Source organism: Phenylobacterium sp., assembly GCF_041691455.1.
GTDB lineage: Bacteria > Pseudomonadota > Alphaproteobacteria > Caulobacterales > Caulobacteraceae > Phenylobacterium.
This window is the reverse complement of sequence record NZ_JBEPUO010000008.1, coordinates 87253-106150: the sequence shown is the minus strand read 5'-3', so window position 1 is coordinate 106150 and position 18898 is coordinate 87253. Positions and strand designations below refer to the sequence as shown.

Below are 18898 nucleotides of genomic sequence, written 5' to 3'. Positions count from 1 at the left end.
ATGCCGCAAATGGGACAGCGGACGCTGGCCTCGCATGGCCGCGCCGGCGTTCCCGTCGAGACCTGAGATAGGGCTGCCCCGTCGATGATCCAAATGATATGTTGTCACGCAACAAATGAACCTGATTCATGATCCAAGACCTCAATCTGCTGCGGGTGTTCGACGTCCTGCTCGAGGAGCGGAGCGTCACGCGGACCGGCGCGCGGCTCGGCCTGACCCAGTCGGCGGTCAGCCACGCGCTCAACCGGCTGCGCTACATGATGAGCGACGAACTCTTCGTGCGCGGACCGGGCGGCATGCAGCCGACGCCGCGCGCCGTGGAGATGGGGCCGCCGGTGCATGCGGCGCTCAACCAACTGCAGGCCGCGCTCGCGCCCTCCGACTTCGACCCGGCGACCAGCGAGCGGCGGTTCGCGGTGGTGACCGGAGCCTATGCCAGCGCCATCCTGGCGCCGCCGCTGGCGAGCCGGCTGGCCGAGGTCGCCCCGCAGTCGGAGCTGATGATCGCCGAGCTGGCGCTCGACGTGCTGGAGCGGTTGGACGCCCGGCGGGCGGACTTCCTGGTCGGCAGCGTGCTGGCCGCGCCGGAGCGCTTCGCGCGCGAGACCATCCTGACCGAGACCCTGGTCTGGGTCGTGCGCGCGGCTCACCCGGCTTTCCAGGGGGAGACGATCGACCTTGAGACCCTGGTCTCCACGCCGCACGTGGTGATCGCGCGGAACCTGCCGGGCCTGATCGAGGAAGGCGGCGAGCGGCGCCCCTTCGTCAGCCGGGCGAGCTGGGAAGACGCCGGCGCCTTCGAGGCGGCTCTGGCCTCCCGCGGCCTGACCCGCCGCGTCGGCGTCTCGGTGCCCGACACCTATACGGCGCTCGCCGTCGCCAGCCGGACCGACATGGCGACCTTGATCCCACGGCGCCTGGCGATGTTGTCGGCGCAGAGCGGGCGGGTGAGGCTGATCGAGCCGCCCTACGATTCCCCCCCGGTGGACGTCAGCCTGCTCTATCTGACCGAACGCCTGGCCGAACCCGCCATCAGCTGGATGCGCGACCTCATCCGCACCGTCGCCGCCGGCCTCTAGAGGTACAGGATCGCGATGCCGACGCCCTCGCGATCTCGCGGGTAGATGATCTCGAATCCGGTGAGCTCGGCCAGTTGCTCTTCGCTTTCAGGCGAAAAGAACAATCCGATGACCATCTTCTTGCTCGCGCCCAAGCCCATGCGCATCGCGCCCTGGAGCTTCCAGGCGTCGTACCTGAGGCCGTCCACGAAGGCGCGCCAGTTCCTCAGGGACTCGCATTTCATCTCGACGACGATCAGCTCGGACGCGTCGTTCTGGAAGGGGTTGTTGATCAGCAGGTCCGCGCGCGAGCCGTCGAGATAGACCGGCGGCTCGCGGTCGATGAAGGCTTCGGCGACATGGCGGTTGATGTGGCCGGCGATCTCCGCCTGCGCCCACGCCTCCCAGCCGCCCGCCAGCGGCCAGACAACCCGGATCCGGTCCGTGTTCTCGTGGACCCAGCCGATCACCTGATCGCGAAAGTGCTGAACTGTAAGGTTCATAGGCCTGGCTCCATTGGCGAAAATTGGGGCGGACGTCGGCCCGCCGCGACGCGTCTCCGCGCCGGCGAGGCCCGAGGCGGCGTTGCGGCCTTTCGGGCGCTGCGGCTTCGAACGCAGGGACCGTGCGCTCAGCGAGACGCCCGATCCCGGGATGACGGGTCGTCGCATGGATCGGCGCCTCCGCGGCGAGCTCTGACACGCTCGAGTTTGGGGCATGACGCGGCCGAGGCCGGTTTGTGAACGCTCCGCCCGCGGACGCAAAAAATATTCAACCTTTGTTCACAACTTGCCGCCGCGCACGTCGTGGTTGTGGGGTCGCCCTCTCCCGAGGCCACGCGATCCTCGCACCAAAGGGAAGGAGACCTGATGGCTATCCCCACGCCCGTGAACGGTCAGATCACTGACGCGGTCACCCAAACGAACGTTAAGGTCCTGGGCGACGCCCCGGCCATGGCCATGGGCGCGATCTACCAGTCGCTCGCCCATTCCACCGGCATCCTCTTCGAGAACGCGGCCTCTTCGCAACAACAGCTGGCGATCGCGGCGCAAGCCGCGACCAACCAGGGCGTCATCCAGATCTACAGCGTCGACACCATGGCCGGCGCGGTGGCGGCGTCCAAGCTCGCCCAGTCCGACGTCCCCGACAACATGCTCGCGCTGCGCACGGCGCTACAGGCCGTCGGTCCGCAAGGCTGACGCGCCGGGACATTCCCTCCGCGGGCGCCGTCCGCCGGCGCCGAACTCCCCACAATGGCAATTGAGGACACGAAATGGCGCTTCCCACACCCGTAAACGGCATGATCACCGACGCCGTCACCCAAGCCAACGTCAAGGTCCTGGGCGACGCCCCGGCCATGGCCATGGGCGCGATCTACCAGGCCCTCGCTCACTCCACGGGCATCCTCTACGAGAACGCGGCGTCCTCGCAGCAACAGCTGGCCATCGCCGGCCAGGCGGCGACGAACCAGGGCGTGATCCAAATCTACAGCGTCGACACCATGGCCGGCGCCGTGGCGGCGTCCAAGCTCGCGCAGTCCGACACGCCGGACCAGCTCCTGTCCCTGCTCAGCGCCGTGAGGGCGACCTCCACCTGACGGCGTCGGATGTCCGGCGCCGTTCGAGGCGCCGGACATCGGGCCTTCGTGGCGGCGCCGGCAAGCACCTGCGCGGATCAGGCGATTTCAGGGGATGAACATGGCCGACAGAAAGAAATCTGCGGGCGGCGCTTCCCAGAGCTTCGGCTCGATCGAAGACGCCTTGCGGCTGACGATGGAACTCTGCCGGGACCCGAAGATGGCACCCATCGCCGACTCCGTGGCCAGCACGCTGCTGGCGGTGATCGCCACCGGCCCGAGCGTGGCCACGCTGCAGAGTCTGATCGCCGCCAATCAGGCCAGCGGCGCCATGTTCCACAACGCCGTGGCCAACCAGCAGATGACCAATGTGCTGGGAATGGCCGCCACCATGAGCTGCGTGCAGACGCTGCTCGACAGGCCCGGCAACGTGCCTTGGCCGGATATCGCCGAATGGGCCGGGGGGGCATCCGATGACGAAGGCTGAGACCGACTCCAGCCGGCTCGACGTCCTGGCCGAAGCGCTGTTCCTCTGCGCCGGCGCGGGCCTGCTGAGTTCCGGCCTGACCACGCTGATGGCGGCGTCGGACACCTTCTCCGCGCGCCTGGCCAGTTCGGCGGCGCACTCGGCCGAGCTATCGGCCCTGCAGATCCGCAGCCTGGCGGCCTGCTTGGCCGACATGCGCGCGGCGGGACAGGTCTCCAGGACGATGACCCGCACGCGCAGCGGCACGACCGTGGTCATGCCCCCTGGCGCGCCGGTGGTCACCTAGGCTCTCGCGGACGGACAGCAGCTCATGGCCGATCCCAGCATCGTCAATCCGCAGATCACGGACGCCGTAACCCAGACCAATGTGAAGGTGCTGGGCGAAGGGCCCGCCGAGGGCGCCGACATGGCGATCCAGGCGGCCGCCCACGCCACCAGCCTCGCGATGGAAAACGCCAGCCACACCCAAGGGGGAATGCAGCAGATCAACAATGCCGCCGTCGCAGCCCTGATCACCCTGATCACCGGCGTCCAGAGCACATGACCCAGCCCGACCATGACCCACATGACACGCGTCAACCGTCAGATCACCGACGCGGTGACCCAGCAGAACCTCATGGTCCTGGGTTCCGCCTCGGCGATGGCCACGGGCTCGATCTACCAGAGCGCCGCCCATTCCTTGGCGATCGCGTTCGAGAACGCGGTGCAGGCGCAGAAACTGGCGTCGATCTCCGCCCAGGCCGCGACCAGCCAGGGGGTGATCCAGCTCTACTCCATCGGATCGGCCGCGGCGGCGGCGGCGTCAGTGAAACTGGCGCGGCCCGATCCGCTCAAGACGGCCCTCCTCCTGCTCATCGCCTCCAAGGCGCTGAAGCAGTGCTGATTGAATCGGGAAGGACGGTGACAGCATGGCTCTAGTTACCCCGGTCAACGAACAGGTCACCGATGCGGTCACCCAGACCAACGTCAAGGTCCTGGGCGAGGCGCCTGCCCAATCGATGGCTCTAGTCTACCAGAGCATGGCTCATTCGATCTCGCTGGCGATGCAGAACGCGCAACAGGCGCAGGGCGGTCTTCAGCAGATCGGCAACGCCGTGACCTCGAGCGCCGTCACCATGATCATGAACGCGGTTCAGAAATAGCCGCTGACCCGAACCGAAAGGCTCATCGCCGTGTCCGAAGCCCCGCAGACCGCCGTGAACCCGCAGATCGTCGACGCGGTGCAGCTGTCCACGGAATACGCCCTGGGCTTCGGCGCTCTGAACACCCAGGACGCCGATCCTTCCACGGCCGTGTCCGCCGGCGCGGCCATCGCCTACGACAAGGCCGTCCAGGCCGCGGCGCTCGCCGTGCAGGACGCCGCCGACTATCAGCGCAACGTCCTCGCCATCAGCACCGCCGTGCAGGGCAAGGCGATGGCCCTGATCCTCGCCAATCCCGCCGCGGTCGACCCGGACTCCGGCCCGGTCTGGGCCTTCGGCATGGCCGTCCTCAGCTCGCTCGTCGCTCCGGTGACCGCGGGACTCGCGTCCCTCGCCATCACCGAGGCGGTGACCAAGTTCCCCAGGGCCTGAAACCAGGAGACTTTCGATGCCCATCCCCTACCCCCGTCCGCTTCCGCGCCCACTGCCGCGTCCCCGCCACCACCATCGCCCGCTCAGCGAAGCCGACGCCGTCGTCTTCGAAGCCGAAGTGCTTGAGGCGGAGACCATCGCCGAGACCGACCGGCTCGCCGCCTACATCTACGGCGCGGCCTGGCGCGAGATCTTGGAAGCCGAGGAAGAAGAGGCGGAAGAGGCGGAAGACGACGGCGACGACCGCGATGCGCAGTACGTCGTCCTGACCGAGACGGCCGAAGCGCTCGTCGCGGTCAGCGAGAGCATGGCGGATCCCGCGGGGAACGACCCCTATGCGGTCCTGGGCGCCAGGATCCTGAAGAAGGCCGGGCCGCTCCTGGAGGAAATCCGCCTGTTCAACCCGTTGCGGCCGCTCGGGCCCGTGGCGGACGATCCCAAGGCCTGAAGCGGACACCGGCAGATGTCCGTCTTCCCACCCCCGCCGCAATCTCCGCCACCGCCGGATTCCGACGAAGCGCTGGCCGATGCCGAGGCCCTGCTCTCACCCGGCCTCATCGTCCAGGCCGCCTGCAAGACGGTGATCGGGGTGTTCGACACCGTGGCGGCTCAGTTGCCGGAGCTGATCCGCGCCCAGGCCCCGCCGGAGAGCCCGGTTCCGCAGTTCGCCGCCGAGATGGTTGAACTCATGCAGCGGCAACTCCGCCGCGCCATGGGCGATCTGCCTGGTAAGGCGGGGCCGAAATGAGCGAGGCGCCGCCCCCTGGCAGCGGCGCGGAGCCGGTCCCGACGCACCTCTATGACGAGGTGGCCTCGCAACGGGACAAGGTGGTCAGCGGCTTTGCCGAACAGCGCGAGGTGCTGGCCCGCGCGGTGCGGGAACAGCGGCTCGCCGCCATGCCCGAGCACCTGCGCGCCGCCGCCCTCAGCCGGTCGGAGCGCACGAGCGCCGAGATCGTGGCGGCTCTTCAGCAGTTCGTCTCGCGGGAGGTCACGCGCCAGCTCGAACTGGCGATCAAGGCCATGATCGCCAATACAACCCCCAAGGAGTCCGAGGTTCACACCAAGAATACATCGTGATGTAATCGGACGATCGTAAATTCGTCAAAGATAATGTCTGACTTCGTGAAGCGAAAATCTAAGTATCCGATCGCAAAGTCGTAATACGCGCGATAAGCCGTATGCGTCTTTGCCAATACGGGGGCGGCTGCGATCGAATCGCAGTTGCTATGGGCGTGACGAATTCTGGGCCGACGCCACGAGCGGCGGCGGGCTGCATGACAGCCTGCCGACGCGCGCTCCAGTCGTGTCCGTTTTCCTGGCTGCGGGGTTGGGAATGAACGTGGTCAAATTGTTTCCCGCCGCCGCGGATCCGGCGGAAGACGAGGCGGCGGACGGAGCGCTTCCGGCGCCTTGCGACACCGCCGCCTCGCCTGGACGAAGCGCCGCCCGCCAGGAGAAACGGCGCGGCCCGGCCGAGGTCGCCAGCCGCCGTCGCGCGGCCGCGGCGCCGGCGTCTCCGGCGGAAGTCCTGGCCCGCGCGGCGCTCCGCGGGACGGGTCGGCGTCTCGGCGGCGCCCGCCTCAGCCCGGCGGCGGTGATCGCACAGGCGCTGGATCGGCCGGCCCACCTCGAGGGCTTCTGGGCGATGTGGTTGGCGCACCAGGACGTGCTGCGTCATCGCAGCTTCCGGCTATCCGGCGGCAATCGCGCGAACGCCGAAGATGCGCTGGGCAACGCCATGGTGCGCGCCGCCCAGGCCTATCTCAGCCAGCAGGTCCGCAACCCGCGCGCCTGGCTGCTCACCATCCTTCACAACACCTGCATGGATGAGCACCGGCGCGACGCGTCACAGACCGCGATCGAGGACCCGGCGGGGGAAACTGCGTCACCGTCTCCCGCCTGGGCGGGCGTCGCGCTGTCGCCGGAGGAGGAGCTGTCGCAAGCTCAGATGGATCAGGCCTGGCGCCGGGCCATGGGCGCCCTGCCCGGTCTGCTCAGCCATCCGCTGCGCCTGCACCTCGAAGGCTGGTCCGATGACGATATCGCCGAGCGCCTGGAGATCAGCCGCGAGGTGGTCCGCAAGCGCCGACAGCTCGCCAAGGACCGGCTTCGGGCGCTCCTGAAACTCTAGTTTCCTGCCGGACGGAGCCGGCGCGCTCGGATTTCCGCGTGGCGAACGGAGCCGAATCGAGACGCTTTCAGGCCTCGGTCCAGAGGTCCCCAATGCCGACGCGCCTGTCCCTCGCCGCGCTCCTCGTCCGCGACTATGACGAGGCGATCGCCTTTTACGTCGGCAAGCTCGGCTTCACCCTGACCGCCGACACTGACCAGGGCGGCGGCAAGCGCTGGGTGGTGGTGACGCCTTCGGGCGGCGGCGCGGGCCTGCTGCTCGCCCGGCCCATCGACCCGACACAGACGGCTCGGATCGGCGACCAGGGCGGCGGGCGGGTCATGCTGTTCCTCGAGACCGACGACTTCGCCGGCGGCCACGCCCGGATGCAGGCGGCCGGGGTCCGATTCCTCGAAGCGCCGCGCCACGAGCCCTATGGCGTGGTCGCGGTCTTCGAGGACCTCTACGGCAACCGCTGGGACCTGATCGAGCCCCAGGCCTAGGCCGGGACCGTCTGCGGCTGGGCCGGCATCAGGGCGTCGTCGATCTCGCGGGCGCGGACCGCGGCGGGCCGGTTGCTGATCTTCTCCCAATAGGCCTCGAAGGCCGGGCGCTTCTCGAGGGAGCCGAACTGCATGCCCCAGCCGATCTGCGATCCGACATAGACGTCCGCGGCGGTGAACTTGCCGCCGGCGATGAAATCGCGGCCGGAGACCGCGCCCTCCACGGCGTTCATCACGTCGTCCAGGCAGCCGAAGCCAGCCATGCGCCGCTGCTCGGGCTTGGGCTCGAAGCCGAGGCTCCTGGCGGTGACCGCCGCCTCGATCGGGCCCGCCGTGAAGAACAGCCAGCGATAGTAGTCGCCGCGGTCGGCGAGCGGCGGGGCGAGGCCCGCGTCCGGGAAGGCGTCGGCCAGATAGGCGCAGATCGCCGCGCCCTCGGTGATCACGGTGTCGCCGTGCTTGAGCGCCGGGACCTTGCCCATCGGATTGACCGCCAGATAGGCCGGGCTCTTCAGGCCGTGCTCATAGTCGAGGATCTCGGTGCTGTAGGGCTGGCCGACCTCCTCCAGCATCCAGCGCACGATGCGGCCGCGGGACATCGGGTTGGTGTAGAAAACCAGGTCGTTGGACATCGGGGAGCTCCGTCGGCGGGGCCGCGTCGAGCGGCGGAAAACGGACCCTATTGTGAGCCTGCTGACAGCACTCTGTCAGCAGTGCGGTTCGCCATTGCCCGCAGGGCCGTCCAGCTCAGGAACAGTTCGACGACCAGAAGGTTCGACGTCCAGGAAAACCACGAGATGATCCGGTAGCCCTCGAGGAAGCTCATGTGCAGGAACATCGGCGGGATCGGCAGGTAGAGCCTGAGCGTCACCGCCGCGAAGGTCATGGCGAAGGAGCGGATCATCCAGCGGCGGTGCTCGGCGATACGGCCCTGGGTGGCGAGCCAGAAGGCGTAGGCGGTAGCCGAGAACCACAGCACCCCTAGCGTCCCGAAGCCCCACTGGGCGATCGGGCCGGCGTCGGTCCCCCAGGCCAGCAGCAGGCCGGCCGGCGCGGAGGCCAGGCAGGCCGCCACATAGATCTTGCCGATGGTCCGATGCAGCTTCGGCGCGCTCAGGCGCAGCCGCGGCAGGAACTGGAACGGCCCCACCAGCAGGGCGGTGGCCGCGAAACCCGCATGGATCGGCAGCCAGGGCCGGCGCATCAGGTTGGCCAGCACGTCGTCGCCCACCGCCGGCGGATCGGGCGCCAGCAGGCGATAGGAGAAGAGCGCCACGCCCAGGCTGAGGAAGGCGGCCAGGCCCCAGAGGCCTTTGGAAACACGGGACATCGTTGAACTCCGTCGAGGACACCGCCGGGTTGCCAGCCCGGCGCGGACCCCGCGAGCGCCAACCCGCGAACGGCGCGCTTTCTGCGCGAACGGATACGCGGCGCCGTTCGCGCGTGCCAAACTCCACCCGATGCCGAATCCCAGGACCCCGCTGCTCCTGCGCCGCGCCGCCGCCGAGACCGGCTTGCTGCTGGCGGCGGGCCTGTTCATGGCGGTGCTGGGCCCCTTCGGGACCGCGGAGCGCGCCACGCTCGTGCGGATGGCCTATTGGCCGACGGTGATCGTCGGCGGCGGGGTCATCGGCATCGCCATCGACATCCTCGTCCGCCGCCGGGTCGCGGGTTTCTGGCTGCGGCTGGGGCTGGTGACCGCGCTGATGACGGCGCCGGTCGCCGCGCTCGTCTGGGCCGTCTCCTGGGTGATGCTCGGGCCGCAGTCGAACCAGCCGCATCTGGTCGCGCTGTTCTTCCAGGTCGCGGTGATCAGCCTGGGCGTCATGGGCCTGCGCCAGGTCGCCTGGCGGGGCGTCTGGACCGAGCGCGCCGCGACCGACGCCCAGGCCGAGCCGATCGATCCGTCAGGCGTCTTCCGCCAGCGACTCTCCGCCAAGCGGCGCGCGGCGCGGCTCTTGGCCGTCGAGGCGGAGGACCACTACCTGCGTGTCCACACCGACGCCGGCGACGAGCTGATCACCCTGCGCTTCAGCGACGCCCTGCAGGAGCTCGCGGGCCTCGCCGGCTACCAGACCCACCGCTCCTGGTGGGTGGCGGCCGGGGCCATCGAGGCGGTGCGCTGGCGGCGCGGACGCGGCGAGCTGCGTCTCGTGTCAGGGCTGACGGCGCCGGTCAGCCGCACGCACACCGCGGTCCTGAAGCGCGAAGGCTGGTTCTAAGCCTGGGTCGCCACCCACTCCGACACATGCCGCTCCAGTACGGTGAGCGGCATGGCGCCGGAGAGCAGCACGGCGTCGTGATAGGTCTTGAGGTCGAACTTCGGACCGAGCTTGGCCTTGGCGTCGGCGCGAACCTTCGCCCAGACCGTGTGGCCGACCTTGTAGCTGTTGGCCTGGCCGGGGCCGGCGAAATAGCGCTCGACCTCGCGCTGGGCGCGGCTCGGCGTGTTGCCGATGGTGTCGACCATGTACTGGGTCGCCCGGGCGCGGCCCCAGCGCTTGGCGTGGATGCCAGTGTCGGTGACCAGGCGCGCGGCGCGGAACAGGAACGACTGCAGGAAGCCCGCCTCGCCCCACGGGTCCGCGTCGTTGGCGCCCATCTCCTGGGCCAACTGCTCGGCATAGAGCGCCCAGCCCTCCGAGAAGGCCGAGAAGCCGAAGCCGTAGCGGCGCAGCGGCGGGATGAGCGTCGATTCCTGGGCGAGCGCGATCTGCAGGTGATGGCCGGGCACCGTCTCGTGGTGCGCCAGCGTCCACAGATTGTAGCGCGGCCAGTCCGACGTCTCTTTCAGGTTGATGTAGAAGGCCGCCGGGCGCGAGCCGTCGGGGGCCGCGGAGTTGTAATAGCCGTTGGCCGCGCCGTCCTGGATGAACACCGGCACCCGGCGGACCTCGACCTTGGCCTTGGGCAGGGTGTTGAACGCCTTCGGCAGCAGTTTGTAGACCTCGCCGATGTGGTCGTTGAGGTACTTCAGCATCTCGGCGCGGCCGGCGTCGTTGGCTGGGAAGACCTGTTCGGGCTGGTTGTTGAGCGCCATCAGCCGCGCCCCCACCGAGCCCTGGGTCATGCCACGGCCCTTGAGGATCGTGTGGAGCCGGCTGGAGATTTCCGCGACCTGGTCGAGGCCCAGCTGGTGAACCTCCTGGGGGCTGTAGTTGGTGGTGGTCGAGGCCTTCACGGCATCGGCGTAATAGGCGTCGCCGTTCGGGAGGGCCCAGGCGCCCACGTCCGGCCTGGCCTTCGCGCGCACCGCGCGCATCGCGGCGATCTGGCGGTCGAGCGCCGGGAAGACCTCGGCGGTGACGATCTTGGTCGCGCGGCTCTCCCAGTCGCCCGGCAGGTTCGCGGCCTTGGCCTTCTTGACGATCGAAGTGACCAGGATGGTCTGGGCCGCCGGCTGGTCGCGCAGCGCCTTCATCTGGCCGATCGAGAGGTCGCAGATGAAGTCCGGCGGGATCACGCCCTGGGCCACGTCGGCCCTCTGGCGCGCGAGATCCTCGTCCATGGAGCCGGCGAAGGCGTGCAGGCGCGAGAGATAGGCCTCGGCGTCGGCGGCGTCGGCGACCCTATGCTGGCTGTCCAGGAAGTCCGGCACGCTCGAATAGGCGCCGCTCTGCTGGCTGATCACATAGGGCCGGAAGTTGCCGCCGACGTCGCCGAACTTCCACCTGTCGCCGTTCCGGACCGACTGATCCTGCTGGTAGACGACCACGTCGTAGTCGACCTTGGAGGCCGGCGAGAGCTTCGCCCTGTCCATGGCCTTCAGTTCCTTCAGCCAGGTCCGCGACCGCTCCAGCCGGCGCGCCTTGGCGGCGTTGGAGTTGTCGTCGAGCTGAGACTTCAGCGCCGCGCGCTTGCCGTTGTCCTTGCCGAGCGAGGTGGCGAAGCGCGGGCTGTCGTCGACCAGGGTTTCGAAGATGGCGTCGAGCTTGGCGCGCAGCCGGGCGTCCTCGGAGCCGGCCTGGGCCAGGGCCGGGGCGGCGGTCAGCAGCGCCGCGCCCGCGGTCGTCGCGAGGAAACCGCGGCGGTCAAGATCGTTCATGTTTTCCGTCCCCCAGAAGGAAATGCTCAGGCTTTGTGCGAGGCGATATAGCTGTCGACCACGCGTTCCAGCACGGTCAGCGGCATGGAGCCGGCGAGCAATATGGCGTCATGGAACTGGCGGATGTCGAAGCGCGGGCCGAGCGCGGCCCTGGCCTTCTCGCGCAGCCGCAGGATCGTCACCTTGCCCACCATGTAGCTGCAGGCCTGGCCCGGCGTCACCGCATAGCGCTCGATCTCCTGGCCGGCGTAGGCGGGCGGATCGCCCTCGATGCCGCTCAGGGTCTCGACCGCCTTCTCGCGGCTCCAGCGCAGGGCGTGGATGCCGGTGTCGGTGACCAGGCGGCCGGAGCGCAGCAGGGCGTCGTGGATGTAGCCGAGCTCACCCGCCGGATCGTCGGCGTAGAAGCCCATCTCCTGGGCGAGCTGTTCGGAATAGAGCGCCCAGCCCTCGATATAGGCCCCGAAACCGCCGGCCTTGCGGATCATCGGCAGGTCGGCCGCCTGCTGCAGAGTGAGCTGCAGGTGGTGGCCGGGAATGCCCTCGTGGAAGGTGGTGGTCGGCATGTCCCAATAGGGCGCCTCGCCGGTGTCGCGCAGGTTCAGCCAGTAGATGCCGGGCCGCGTCCCATCGAGGCTGCCGTTGGTGTAGTGGGTCGAGGCGCCGGCCTCCGTCGAGGCCGGGATGCGGCGGATCTCCAGCGGCGTCTTCGGCAGCGCGCCGAAGTATTCCGGCAGGCGCTTCTGCATCCGCTGGACCAGCAGATTGAGGTCGGCGACCTCCTTGGCCTTGCCCGCGTCGGTGTTCGGATAGAGGTACTTCGGGTCCTTGTAGAGCGCCGCATAGCGCTCGCCGACCGTGCCCTGGCTCATGCCGATCTTCTTGAAGAGCACGTCGGCGCGGGCGGAGAGGTCCTTGGTGATGTCGAGCCCGAGCTTGTGGACCTCGGCCGGCGTCATGGTCGTCGTGGTCCGCGCCTGCAGCGCCAGCGCGTAGTAGGCCTCGCCGTCCGGCAGGCGCCAGACGCCGGCGTCGTGCACGGCCTTGGGCTGCAGGCTGGCCATCAGCGCCATCTGCCGCTCCAGGGCCGGCAGCACCTTCTGCTCGTAGACGCCGGTCGCCTGGCGGCCCCAGTCGCCGTCGATCCCCTTGGCCTTGGCGCGATCGACGAGGGAGGAAACCAGCGTCGACTTGTCGGCCGGCGCGTGCAGCACCTTCATCTGGGCGATGGCGCCGGCGATGGAGAAGTCCGGCGGGATCACGCCCAGGCCCGCGTCGCGGCGGACCCGCTCGCACTCTTCGTCCATCTCGCGCGCGAAGGCGTCGAGGCGCGCCAGATAGGCCTCGCAGTCGGCCTTGGTGGCGATGGTGTGCTGGCTGTCCAGGAAATCCGGGACCTGGCTCCAGGCTCCGTCGATCTGGCTGATCACATAGGGGCTGCCGGCCCCCGTGCCGCCGTAGACGAACCGCTTGGCCGCCCGGTCGGTGGTTTCGAGGTCGTAGAGCACCGAGTCGTAGTTCACCGCGGCCATGCCGGTGAGCGGCTTGCGGTCGACGCCGTGCAGGCGCGTCAGCTGTTCGGCGTTGAGGCGGCGGCTGTGGTCGAGGGCGGCGATCGAGGCGCGGCTGAGCTTCGACTTGTCCGGGGCGCGGGCGCCCACGTCGAGGCCGAGCGAGGTCGAGACCTCGGGAACCTCGTCCAGCAACTGGGTGAAGAAGTCGGCCAGCGCCGTGTCGAGCTGCGCCTCGGGGCCGGCGGCGGCCCCGATGGCGGAGGTTGCGGCGGAGGTTGCGGCGAGCGCGGCGGTCGCGCCGGCGGACAGGAGGATGTGACGACGGCTCAGCACAGGCGCAACTCCGGTAAAGCTCAGGCCGCAAGGCTTAGGGGGTCCGGACCGACGCGCCAAGCCGGCGGGGGTGAAATTCCGGTAATGCGGGCTCGCGCCGGGTGAGATATGCCGGGGCCTGCCGTCCAGGGGGTCCGCCATTCCATGTCCGTCGCTCGTCTAGCAACCGCCGTTCTTTCGCTCGTCATGCTGGCGGCGGCCGCGCCGAAGCCCGCGGATCCGGCCGACAAGTCGGTCCAGGCGATCGTCCAGAGCCCGGCCTTCAAGACCGCCGTCGCGACGCTCGACCGCGAGCACGACCGCACGGTCGCCGACATCGTCACCCTGACCGAGATCCCCGCTCCGCCGTTCAAGGAAGCCGCCAAGGGCAAGGCCTTCATGGCGATGCTGAAGGCGCAGGGCCTGGCTGACGTGGAGATGGACCCGGAAGGCAACGTCATGGGCCTGCGCCGCGGGACCGGCCCGGCCGGCGGCCCGCTGGTGGTCCTGGCCGCGCACCAGGACACGGTCTTTCCGGAAGGCACGCCGGTGAAGGTCCGGCGCGAAGGGACCAGGCTCTATGCGCCCGGTGTCGGCGACGACAGCCGCAGCCTCGCCGTGCTGCTGGCCTATATCCGCGCGCTCGACGCCGCGAAGATCCGGACCAAGAGCGACATCCTCTTCGTCGGCGACGTCGGCGAGGAAGGCCCGGGCGACCTGCGCGGCATGCGCTACCTGTTCGGCGAGGGGAAGTACAAGGACCGCATCAAGGCCTTCTTCTCCATGGACGGCAATGAGGCGGCCCGCGTGACCTATGGCGCGGTGGGCTCGCGGCGCTATCGGGTCGCCTTCCATGGACCGGGCGGGCACAGCTACGGCGCCTTCGGCATCGTCAATCCGATGGCCGCCATGGGCCACGCCATCGACCAGCTCTACGAGGTGAAGGTCCCGGCCAAGCCGCGGACGACCTTCGCGGCCAGCGTCGTGAGCGGCGGCGTCAGCGTCAATTCGATCCCGGCCGACGTCTGGCTGGAGGTCGACATGCGCTCGGAGAGCAAGGACGAACTCGCCAAGCTCGACGCCCGCTTCCAGGATATCCTCAAGGCGGCGGCCGAGCATGAGAACACCGCCCGCGACACCCGCTTCGGCAAGGTCACGGTGACGCCGAAGCTGATCGGCGAACGTCCCACGGGCGAGACCAGCGAGGATGCGCTCATCGTCCGCACCACGGCCGCCGCGGCGCGGGCCGCGGGCTACACGCCGGACCTCGGCGCCTCCTCGACCGACTCCAACATCCCGATCAGCCTGGGGATCCCCGCGGTGACCATCGGCTCGGGCGGGACCGGCGGGCGGGCGCACTCGCTGGACGAATGGATCGACGTGGCCAAGCCCGAGAGCCTGCGCGGCATGACCGTGGGCCTGGCCGCCCTCCTCGCCATGGCCGGCGTCTAGCGGTTGGCGCCCTCTTCGGCGGCTCGCGTCGCCGTCATCGGAGCCGGACCCGCCGGCCTGATGGCGGCCGAGGTGCTGGCCGAGGCCGGCTGCACGGTGACCGTCTACGACCGCATGCCGTCGGTCGGGCGCAAGCTGTTGATGGCCGGCCGAGGCGGTCTCAACCTCACCCACTCCGAGCCGCTGGAACGGTTCCTGCCGCGCTATGGGGCCGCCGCCGCGCGGCTCGCGCCGCTGATCGAGGCCGTCCCGCCGGAAGCGCTGATCGCCTGGGCCGAGGACCTTGGCCAGGCGACCTTCGTGGGCTCGTCCGGCCGGGTGTTCCCCAAGGCGCTGAAGGCCTCTCCCCTGCTGCGGGCCTGGCTGGCAAAGCTGCAGGGCCTGGGCGTTGAGATCCGCACCCGCCACGACTGGACCGGTTGGAACGCCAAGGGCGCCCTGACCTTCGCGACGCCTGGGGGCAAGGCGACCGCCAGCCCTGACGCCACGGTCCTGGCGCTCGGCGGGGCGAGCTGGCCCAAGCTGGGCTCGACCGGGGCCTGGGCCGAGGTGCTGGCGAAGGCCGGGGTGGCGGTGAGCCCGCTCAAGCCCGCCAATGCCGGCTTCGATGTGGACTGGAGCGAGGTCTTCCGCGACCGCTTCCCCGGCGAGCCGCTGAAGGGCGTGGCGCTGACCTTCGGGCGGGTCCGGGTGCGCGGCGAGGCCATGGTGACCCGCCACGGCCTGGAAGGCGGGGCGATCTACGCGCTCTCAGCCGACATCAGGGACGCGATCGCCCGGGAGGGCGCGGCCCGGCTGTGGATCGATCTGCGGCCGGACGCCCGGGTCGAGGAGCTGCAGGCCAAGCTCGCCCAGCAGCCGGCCAACCAGTCCGCCGCCAACCGTCTGCGCAAGGCGCTGCGCCTGACGCCGCTGGAGACCAACCTGCTGCGCGAGGCGCACGGCAAGGACCTGCCCTCGGACCCCGCCGCCCTGGCGACCGCGATCAAGGGCGCGCCCCTGCAGCTCACCGCCATCCGGCCGATCGCACGCGCGATCTCCACGGCGGGGGGCGTGGCGCTGGGCGCCGTCGACGCCGACCTGATGCTGACCGCGAAGCCCGGCGTCTTCGCCGCCGGCGAGATGCTGGACTGGGAGGCCCCGACCGGCGGCTATCTGCTGCAGGCGAGCTTCGCGACCGGCGTAGCGGCGGCCCGGGGCGTCCTGCGCAGGCGGGCCGCTAGCTGACCGCCTCGGCGCGGCGAGCCGTCTTGGAGGCGGCCTCCACCGGCCACGGATCGACGGTCACACGGCGCATATGGCGGCGCTGGCCGGGATAGTCGTTGAGCGCGAAGTGCCAGACCGAGCGGTTGTCCCAGAAGGCCACCGAGCCCGGCCGCCAGTTGAACCGGCAGGTGAAGCCCTCGTAGCGGCAATGCTCGAAGAGGTAGCTCAGCAGCGCCATCGACTCGCGGGTCTTCCAGCCTTCGATGCGGATCGTGAAGGCCGGATTGACGTAGAGCGCCTTGCGGCCGGTCTCCGGGTGGACCAGCACCATCGGGTGGACATATTCGCCGACCAGGCCGTCGGCCTCGGCGATGGCCATGGACTTGCGCTTCTGGGCGGAGTGGCCTTGCGCGGAATATTCCCGCGCCGCGGAATGGATGGCGTTCAGGCCCTCCAGCGTCACCTGCAGGCCGGGCGACAGCGCCTCGAAGGCGGCAGCCTGGCTCGCGAACAGGGTGTCGCCGCCGAACTCCGGCGTCTCCACCGCATAGAGGATCGAGCCGATGGCGGGCCGTTCCAGGAAGCTCATGTCGGAGTGCCAGCCGCCGCCGAAGTTCACCCGGTCGCCCGGCTCCTTGACCACCTCCATCACCTCCGGATGCCCGGCCATGCCGGCGACATAGGGGTGGATGTTGAGCGGCCCGAACCGCGCGCCGAACGCCACCTGCCGCTCGGGCGTCAGGGTCTGGTCGCGGAAGAAGATCACCTGGTGGTCGAGCAGCGCCTGGCGGATGGCGGCGATGGTCGCGTCCGGCGCCTCCTGGGCGAGGTCGACGCCTGAAATCTCGGCGCCGAGCGCGCCGGCCAGGCGGCGGATCTTCAGGGTCTCGGGCATGGCGGTCTCCGGAACGGCGGGCGGGCCATGCTACAATAGGAGTTCGGAGGCCGCGACATGGATACACAGACCGCCCGCTTCGACGCCGACGCCCATGCCGCGGAGATCCGCGCGCAGGGCTATACGGTGATCCGCGATTTCCTCGACGAGGACGGCCTCTCCGCCTTCCGCACGGCGCTGGCGCCGTTCCTGGGCGCACATCGCGGGCGCAACGACTTCGAGGGCTTCGAGACCGAGCGGGTCTACACCCTGGTGGCGCGCGGCAAGGTGTTTGAGAATCTGGCGACGGACGAGCGGTTGATGGCGCTACTCAGCCGGTTCATGGAGGGCGCCTTCCTGCTCTCGGCGACGCATGCGATCAACCTGATGCCCGGCGAGACGGCGCAGGGCATCCACACCGACGACGGCTTCTATCGCCAGCCGCGGACCGGGACGGCGGTGGGCTACTCGGTGATCGGCACCATCGACGCGTTCACGGAGGCCAACGGCGCCACTCAGGTGATCCCGGGCAGCCATCTGTGGAGCGAAGAGGAGATCGCCGAGCGGCGCAAAGCGCCGGGCGGTCTGGAGGCCCTGCTGGTTCCGCTGGAGGTCCCGGCGGGGGCGGCCTTCGTGTTCCCGGGCAAGCTGCTGCACCAGGGCGGCGCGAACCGGACGGAGAGGCCGCGGCTCGCCTTCACCAACCAGTATTGCGCCGGCTGGGCCCGACCGCAGGAGAATTTCTTCCTGTCCGTGCCGAAGGACGTGGTGCGGGCCATGTCGCCGCGCGCCCAGGCCCTGCTCGGCTATGAGCTCTGGCCGAGCTTCATGGGGATGGTCACCGGCTCGCACCCGGCCAAGGCGCTGGATCCCGACTGGGTCCCGCCCATCGTGGCCCAGCGCCCATAGCAAAAGTCCCCCCGCCTGGCGGCGGAGGGACCTTGAGCCCGTTCGGGCCTAGTGGTTGGCGGCGATCAGCGAGGCGATCAGGCCGGTCGTGATCGCGACCATGGCGAAATTGTTGTCGTCGGTCTGCACCCAGCGATAGCCGCGGGGCGGGGCGCGCAGGTGATGGGAACGATAGTCCACGTAGTGGCTGCGGTCCTGGTAGTAGTCGCGCGGCAGTCGCTGGCCGCGGGCCCAGTGATGGCCCCCGTTGTGACGGTCGTTGCCATAACCCCGGTTTTGATCCTGGCTGTAGCCGCGACTTTGATCCTGGTTGTAGCCGCCGTGGTCGTTGCGGTTATCGTGCCGGTCGGGCTGGGCCATCGCGGCGGTGCCGGTCAGCAGCGTCAGCGCGAGAGCGCCCGTAAGCAGACGTTTCATGGTTGGACTCCTTATCCACGACCACAAGGTACTGCTCGCGGCCTGAGCCCGATCTGAACGCTGCGGCTCAGCCAGGGTTCATCGTATGTCGGCTTGGAAACACAATACCTAGCCGATGCGGCGCCGCCAGAGCGCGAACAGGCGTTCCCAGTGCCGCTCGGCCGCCGGCTTGTCGTAGACCGTCCCCCGTTGCGGGAAGGCGAAACCGTGGTGGACGCCCGGATAGAGCTCCACCTCGGCGTTGAGGTTCTTGGACTTCACCGTCTGGTCCAGCGCCTCGACCATCTCGAGCGGCGCGTAGGGATCGTTTTCGGCGCAGGCGAAGTAGAGCTCGCCCTTGGCCTTCTGGGCGGCCAGGTGCGGGCTGTCGGCCTGGTCGGTGACCAGTTGCACGCCGTAGATCGAGGCGGCCGCGGCCACCCGGTCTGGATAGCGGGCGGCGAAGTTGATCGCATACTGGCCGCTCATGCAGTAGCCCAGCGTCGCGATCTTGCCGTTGCTGGCCGCCGGATCGCGGTCGGCGAAGTCCAGCAGGGCGTCGGCGTCATCCATCACCAGCGCGATGCTGAGCGAGCCCATAAGCTCGAACATCCGCGCCCGCGCTTCGGCGTCCGGCAGCTTTGGCAGATCGGCCAGCTCCATCACGCCGGAGCGGTAATAGAGGTTCGGCAGCATGACGTAGTAGCCGGCCGAGGCGATGCGCCGGGCCATGTCGCGCAGCTCCTCGCGGATCGCCGGGGCATCCATGAAGAACATCACCACCGGATGCGCCCCGTCGCGCTCGGGGTGGGCGATGAACGTGGTGGTCGCCCCGTGCTTGGTGGCGATCTCGATGGTCTGTTCGATCATGCGCTCGTC

The 18898-nt window shown here is 69.4% G+C and carries 26 protein-coding genes; 18 read left to right on the top strand and 8 right to left on the bottom strand.

Features of this window, described 5'->3' with window-relative positions; translation table 11 throughout:
- Positions 1 to 128: 128 nt before the first annotated feature.
- Positions 129 to 1079: a LysR family transcriptional regulator gene (locus tag ACESMY_RS12730; protein WP_372784961.1), complete on the top strand. Its 951-nt coding sequence runs from the start codon at positions 129 to 131 to the stop codon at positions 1077 to 1079.
- Here ACESMY_RS12730 and ACESMY_RS12725 read toward each other — a convergent pair.
- A complete protein-coding gene (locus tag ACESMY_RS12725; RefSeq protein ID WP_372784960.1) occupies positions 1076 to 1561 on the bottom strand; it encodes a hypothetical protein in 486 nt (161 codons plus the stop codon). The two genes, ACESMY_RS12730 and ACESMY_RS12725, sit on opposite strands and share 4 nt — an antisense overlap.
- 366 nt (positions 1562 to 1927) lie before the next feature.
- On the opposite strand from ACESMY_RS12725, the gene ACESMY_RS12720 reads away from it, so the two are divergent.
- The 13 genes from ACESMY_RS12720 to ACESMY_RS12660 all read left to right on the top strand — a co-directional run bounded on the left by ACESMY_RS12720 (position 1928) and on the right by ACESMY_RS12660 (position 7311).
- Positions 1928 to 2257: a RebB family R body protein gene (locus tag ACESMY_RS12720; RefSeq protein WP_372784959.1), complete on the top strand. Its 330-nt coding sequence runs from the start codon at positions 1928 to 1930 to the stop codon at positions 2255 to 2257.
- A 74-nt stretch (positions 2258 to 2331) separates the two neighbouring features.
- A complete protein-coding gene (locus ACESMY_RS12715; protein ID WP_372784958.1) occupies positions 2332 to 2655 on the top strand; it encodes a RebB family R body protein in 324 nt (107 codons plus the stop codon).
- Between the two features lie 100 nt (positions 2656 to 2755).
- Positions 2756 to 3121, top strand: a complete 366-nt coding sequence (locus ACESMY_RS12710; RefSeq protein WP_372784957.1) for a RebB family R body protein — start codon at positions 2756 to 2758, stop codon at positions 3119 to 3121.
- Positions 3108 to 3407, top strand: a complete 300-nt coding sequence (locus ACESMY_RS12705; protein ID WP_372784956.1) for a hypothetical protein — start codon at positions 3108 to 3110, stop codon at positions 3405 to 3407. Before ACESMY_RS12710 ends, ACESMY_RS12705 begins: the two co-directional genes overlap by 14 nt.
- A gap of 24 nt (positions 3408 to 3431) precedes the next feature.
- The gene (locus tag ACESMY_RS12700) at positions 3432 to 3665 is read left to right on the top strand and encodes a RebB family R body protein (RefSeq protein ID WP_372784955.1); all 234 of its coding nucleotides are present in this window, start codon (positions 3432 to 3434) and stop codon (positions 3663 to 3665) included.
- A 12-nt stretch (positions 3666 to 3677) separates the two neighbouring features.
- Positions 3678 to 4004, top strand: a complete 327-nt coding sequence (locus ACESMY_RS12695; RefSeq protein ID WP_372784954.1) for a RebB family R body protein — start codon at positions 3678 to 3680, stop codon at positions 4002 to 4004.
- 25 nt (positions 4005 to 4029) lie between these two features.
- On the top strand, positions 4030 to 4263 hold the full coding sequence (locus ACESMY_RS12690) for a RebB family R body protein (RefSeq protein WP_372784953.1): 234 nt from the start codon (positions 4030 to 4032) through the stop codon (positions 4261 to 4263).
- 30 nt (positions 4264 to 4293) lie between these two features.
- Positions 4294 to 4695, top strand: a complete 402-nt coding sequence (locus ACESMY_RS12685; RefSeq protein WP_372784952.1) for a hypothetical protein — start codon at positions 4294 to 4296, stop codon at positions 4693 to 4695.
- A 16-nt stretch (positions 4696 to 4711) separates the two neighbouring features.
- Positions 4712 to 5143, top strand: coding sequence for a hypothetical protein (locus ACESMY_RS12680; protein WP_372784951.1), 432 nt, complete (start codon positions 4712 to 4714; stop codon positions 5141 to 5143).
- A 15-nt stretch (positions 5144 to 5158) separates the two neighbouring features.
- Positions 5159 to 5443: a hypothetical protein gene (locus tag ACESMY_RS12675; RefSeq protein WP_372784950.1), complete on the top strand. Its 285-nt coding sequence runs from the start codon at positions 5159 to 5161 to the stop codon at positions 5441 to 5443.
- Entirely contained in the window at positions 5440 to 5775 is a 336-nt protein-coding gene (locus tag ACESMY_RS12670; protein WP_372784949.1) for a hypothetical protein, read from the top strand. The genes ACESMY_RS12675 and ACESMY_RS12670 overlap by 4 nt, the downstream gene beginning before the upstream one ends.
- Before the next feature lie 256 nt (positions 5776 to 6031).
- Positions 6032 to 6829, top strand: coding sequence for an RNA polymerase sigma factor (locus tag ACESMY_RS12665; RefSeq protein WP_372784948.1), 798 nt, complete (start codon positions 6032 to 6034; stop codon positions 6827 to 6829).
- A 92-nt stretch (positions 6830 to 6921) separates the two neighbouring features.
- Entirely contained in the window at positions 6922 to 7311 is a 390-nt protein-coding gene (locus ACESMY_RS12660) for a VOC family protein (protein ID WP_372784947.1), read from the top strand.
- Here ACESMY_RS12660 and ACESMY_RS12655 read toward each other — a convergent pair.
- Positions 7308 to 7943: a glutathione S-transferase family protein gene (locus tag ACESMY_RS12655; RefSeq protein ID WP_372784946.1), complete on the bottom strand. Its 636-nt coding sequence runs from the start codon at positions 7941 to 7943 to the stop codon at positions 7308 to 7310. The two genes, ACESMY_RS12660 and ACESMY_RS12655, sit on opposite strands and share 4 nt — an antisense overlap.
- Before the next feature lie 47 nt (positions 7944 to 7990).
- The gene (locus ACESMY_RS12650; RefSeq protein ID WP_372784945.1) at positions 7991 to 8641 is read right to left on the bottom strand and encodes a DUF2306 domain-containing protein; all 651 of its coding nucleotides are present in this window, start codon (positions 8639 to 8641) and stop codon (positions 7991 to 7993) included.
- A 130-nt stretch (positions 8642 to 8771) separates the two neighbouring features.
- Between ACESMY_RS12650 and ACESMY_RS12645 the strand changes: the two genes are divergently transcribed.
- On the top strand, positions 8772 to 9533 hold the full coding sequence (locus ACESMY_RS12645; RefSeq protein WP_372784944.1) for a LytTR family DNA-binding domain-containing protein: 762 nt from the start codon (positions 8772 to 8774) through the stop codon (positions 9531 to 9533).
- On the opposite strand, the gene ACESMY_RS12640 is transcribed toward ACESMY_RS12645, so the two are convergent.
- Together ACESMY_RS12640 and ACESMY_RS12635 are read right to left on the bottom strand one after the other, a co-directional pair.
- Positions 9530 to 11356: a DUF885 family protein gene (locus ACESMY_RS12640; protein ID WP_372784943.1), complete on the bottom strand. Its 1827-nt coding sequence runs from the start codon at positions 11354 to 11356 to the stop codon at positions 9530 to 9532. The two genes, ACESMY_RS12645 and ACESMY_RS12640, sit on opposite strands and share 4 nt — an antisense overlap.
- A 26-nt stretch (positions 11357 to 11382) precedes the next feature.
- Complete coding sequence (locus ACESMY_RS12635) at positions 11383 to 13203, bottom strand: DUF885 family protein (protein WP_372784942.1); 1821 nt, start codon at positions 13201 to 13203, stop codon at positions 11383 to 11385.
- A gap of 144 nt (positions 13204 to 13347) precedes the next feature.
- Between ACESMY_RS12635 and ACESMY_RS12630 the strand changes: the two genes are divergently transcribed.
- Both ACESMY_RS12630 and ACESMY_RS12625 read left to right on the top strand, forming a co-directional pair.
- Positions 13348 to 14634 (top strand): M20/M25/M40 family metallo-hydrolase, encoded by a 1287-nt coding sequence (locus ACESMY_RS12630; RefSeq protein ID WP_372784941.1) that lies wholly within the window; start codon positions 13348 to 13350, stop codon positions 14632 to 14634.
- Between the two features lie 3 nt (positions 14635 to 14637).
- Entirely contained in the window at positions 14638 to 15861 is a 1224-nt protein-coding gene (locus tag ACESMY_RS12625) for a TIGR03862 family flavoprotein (protein ID WP_372784940.1), read from the top strand.
- Here the strand turns inward: ACESMY_RS12625 and ACESMY_RS12620 are convergent.
- Positions 15854 to 16735, bottom strand: coding sequence for a TauD/TfdA dioxygenase family protein (locus ACESMY_RS12620; protein ID WP_372784939.1), 882 nt, complete (start codon positions 16733 to 16735; stop codon positions 15854 to 15856). The genes ACESMY_RS12625 and ACESMY_RS12620 overlap by 8 nt on opposite strands.
- A 57-nt stretch (positions 16736 to 16792) precedes the next feature.
- Between ACESMY_RS12620 and ACESMY_RS12615 the strand changes: the two genes are divergently transcribed.
- Complete coding sequence (locus ACESMY_RS12615; protein WP_372784938.1) at positions 16793 to 17623, top strand: phytanoyl-CoA dioxygenase family protein; 831 nt, start codon at positions 16793 to 16795, stop codon at positions 17621 to 17623.
- A 48-nt stretch (positions 17624 to 17671) separates the two neighbouring features.
- Here ACESMY_RS12615 and ACESMY_RS12610 read toward each other — a convergent pair whose 3' ends face one another.
- Both ACESMY_RS12610 and ACESMY_RS12605 read right to left on the bottom strand, forming a co-directional pair.
- Complete coding sequence (locus tag ACESMY_RS12610) at positions 17672 to 18040, bottom strand: RcnB family protein (RefSeq protein ID WP_372784937.1); 369 nt, start codon at positions 18038 to 18040, stop codon at positions 17672 to 17674.
- A 108-nt stretch (positions 18041 to 18148) separates the two neighbouring features.
- Positions 18149 to 18889: a dienelactone hydrolase family protein gene (locus ACESMY_RS12605; RefSeq protein WP_372784936.1), complete on the bottom strand. Its 741-nt coding sequence runs from the start codon at positions 18887 to 18889 to the stop codon at positions 18149 to 18151.
- Positions 18890 to 18898 lie beyond the last annotated feature (9 nt).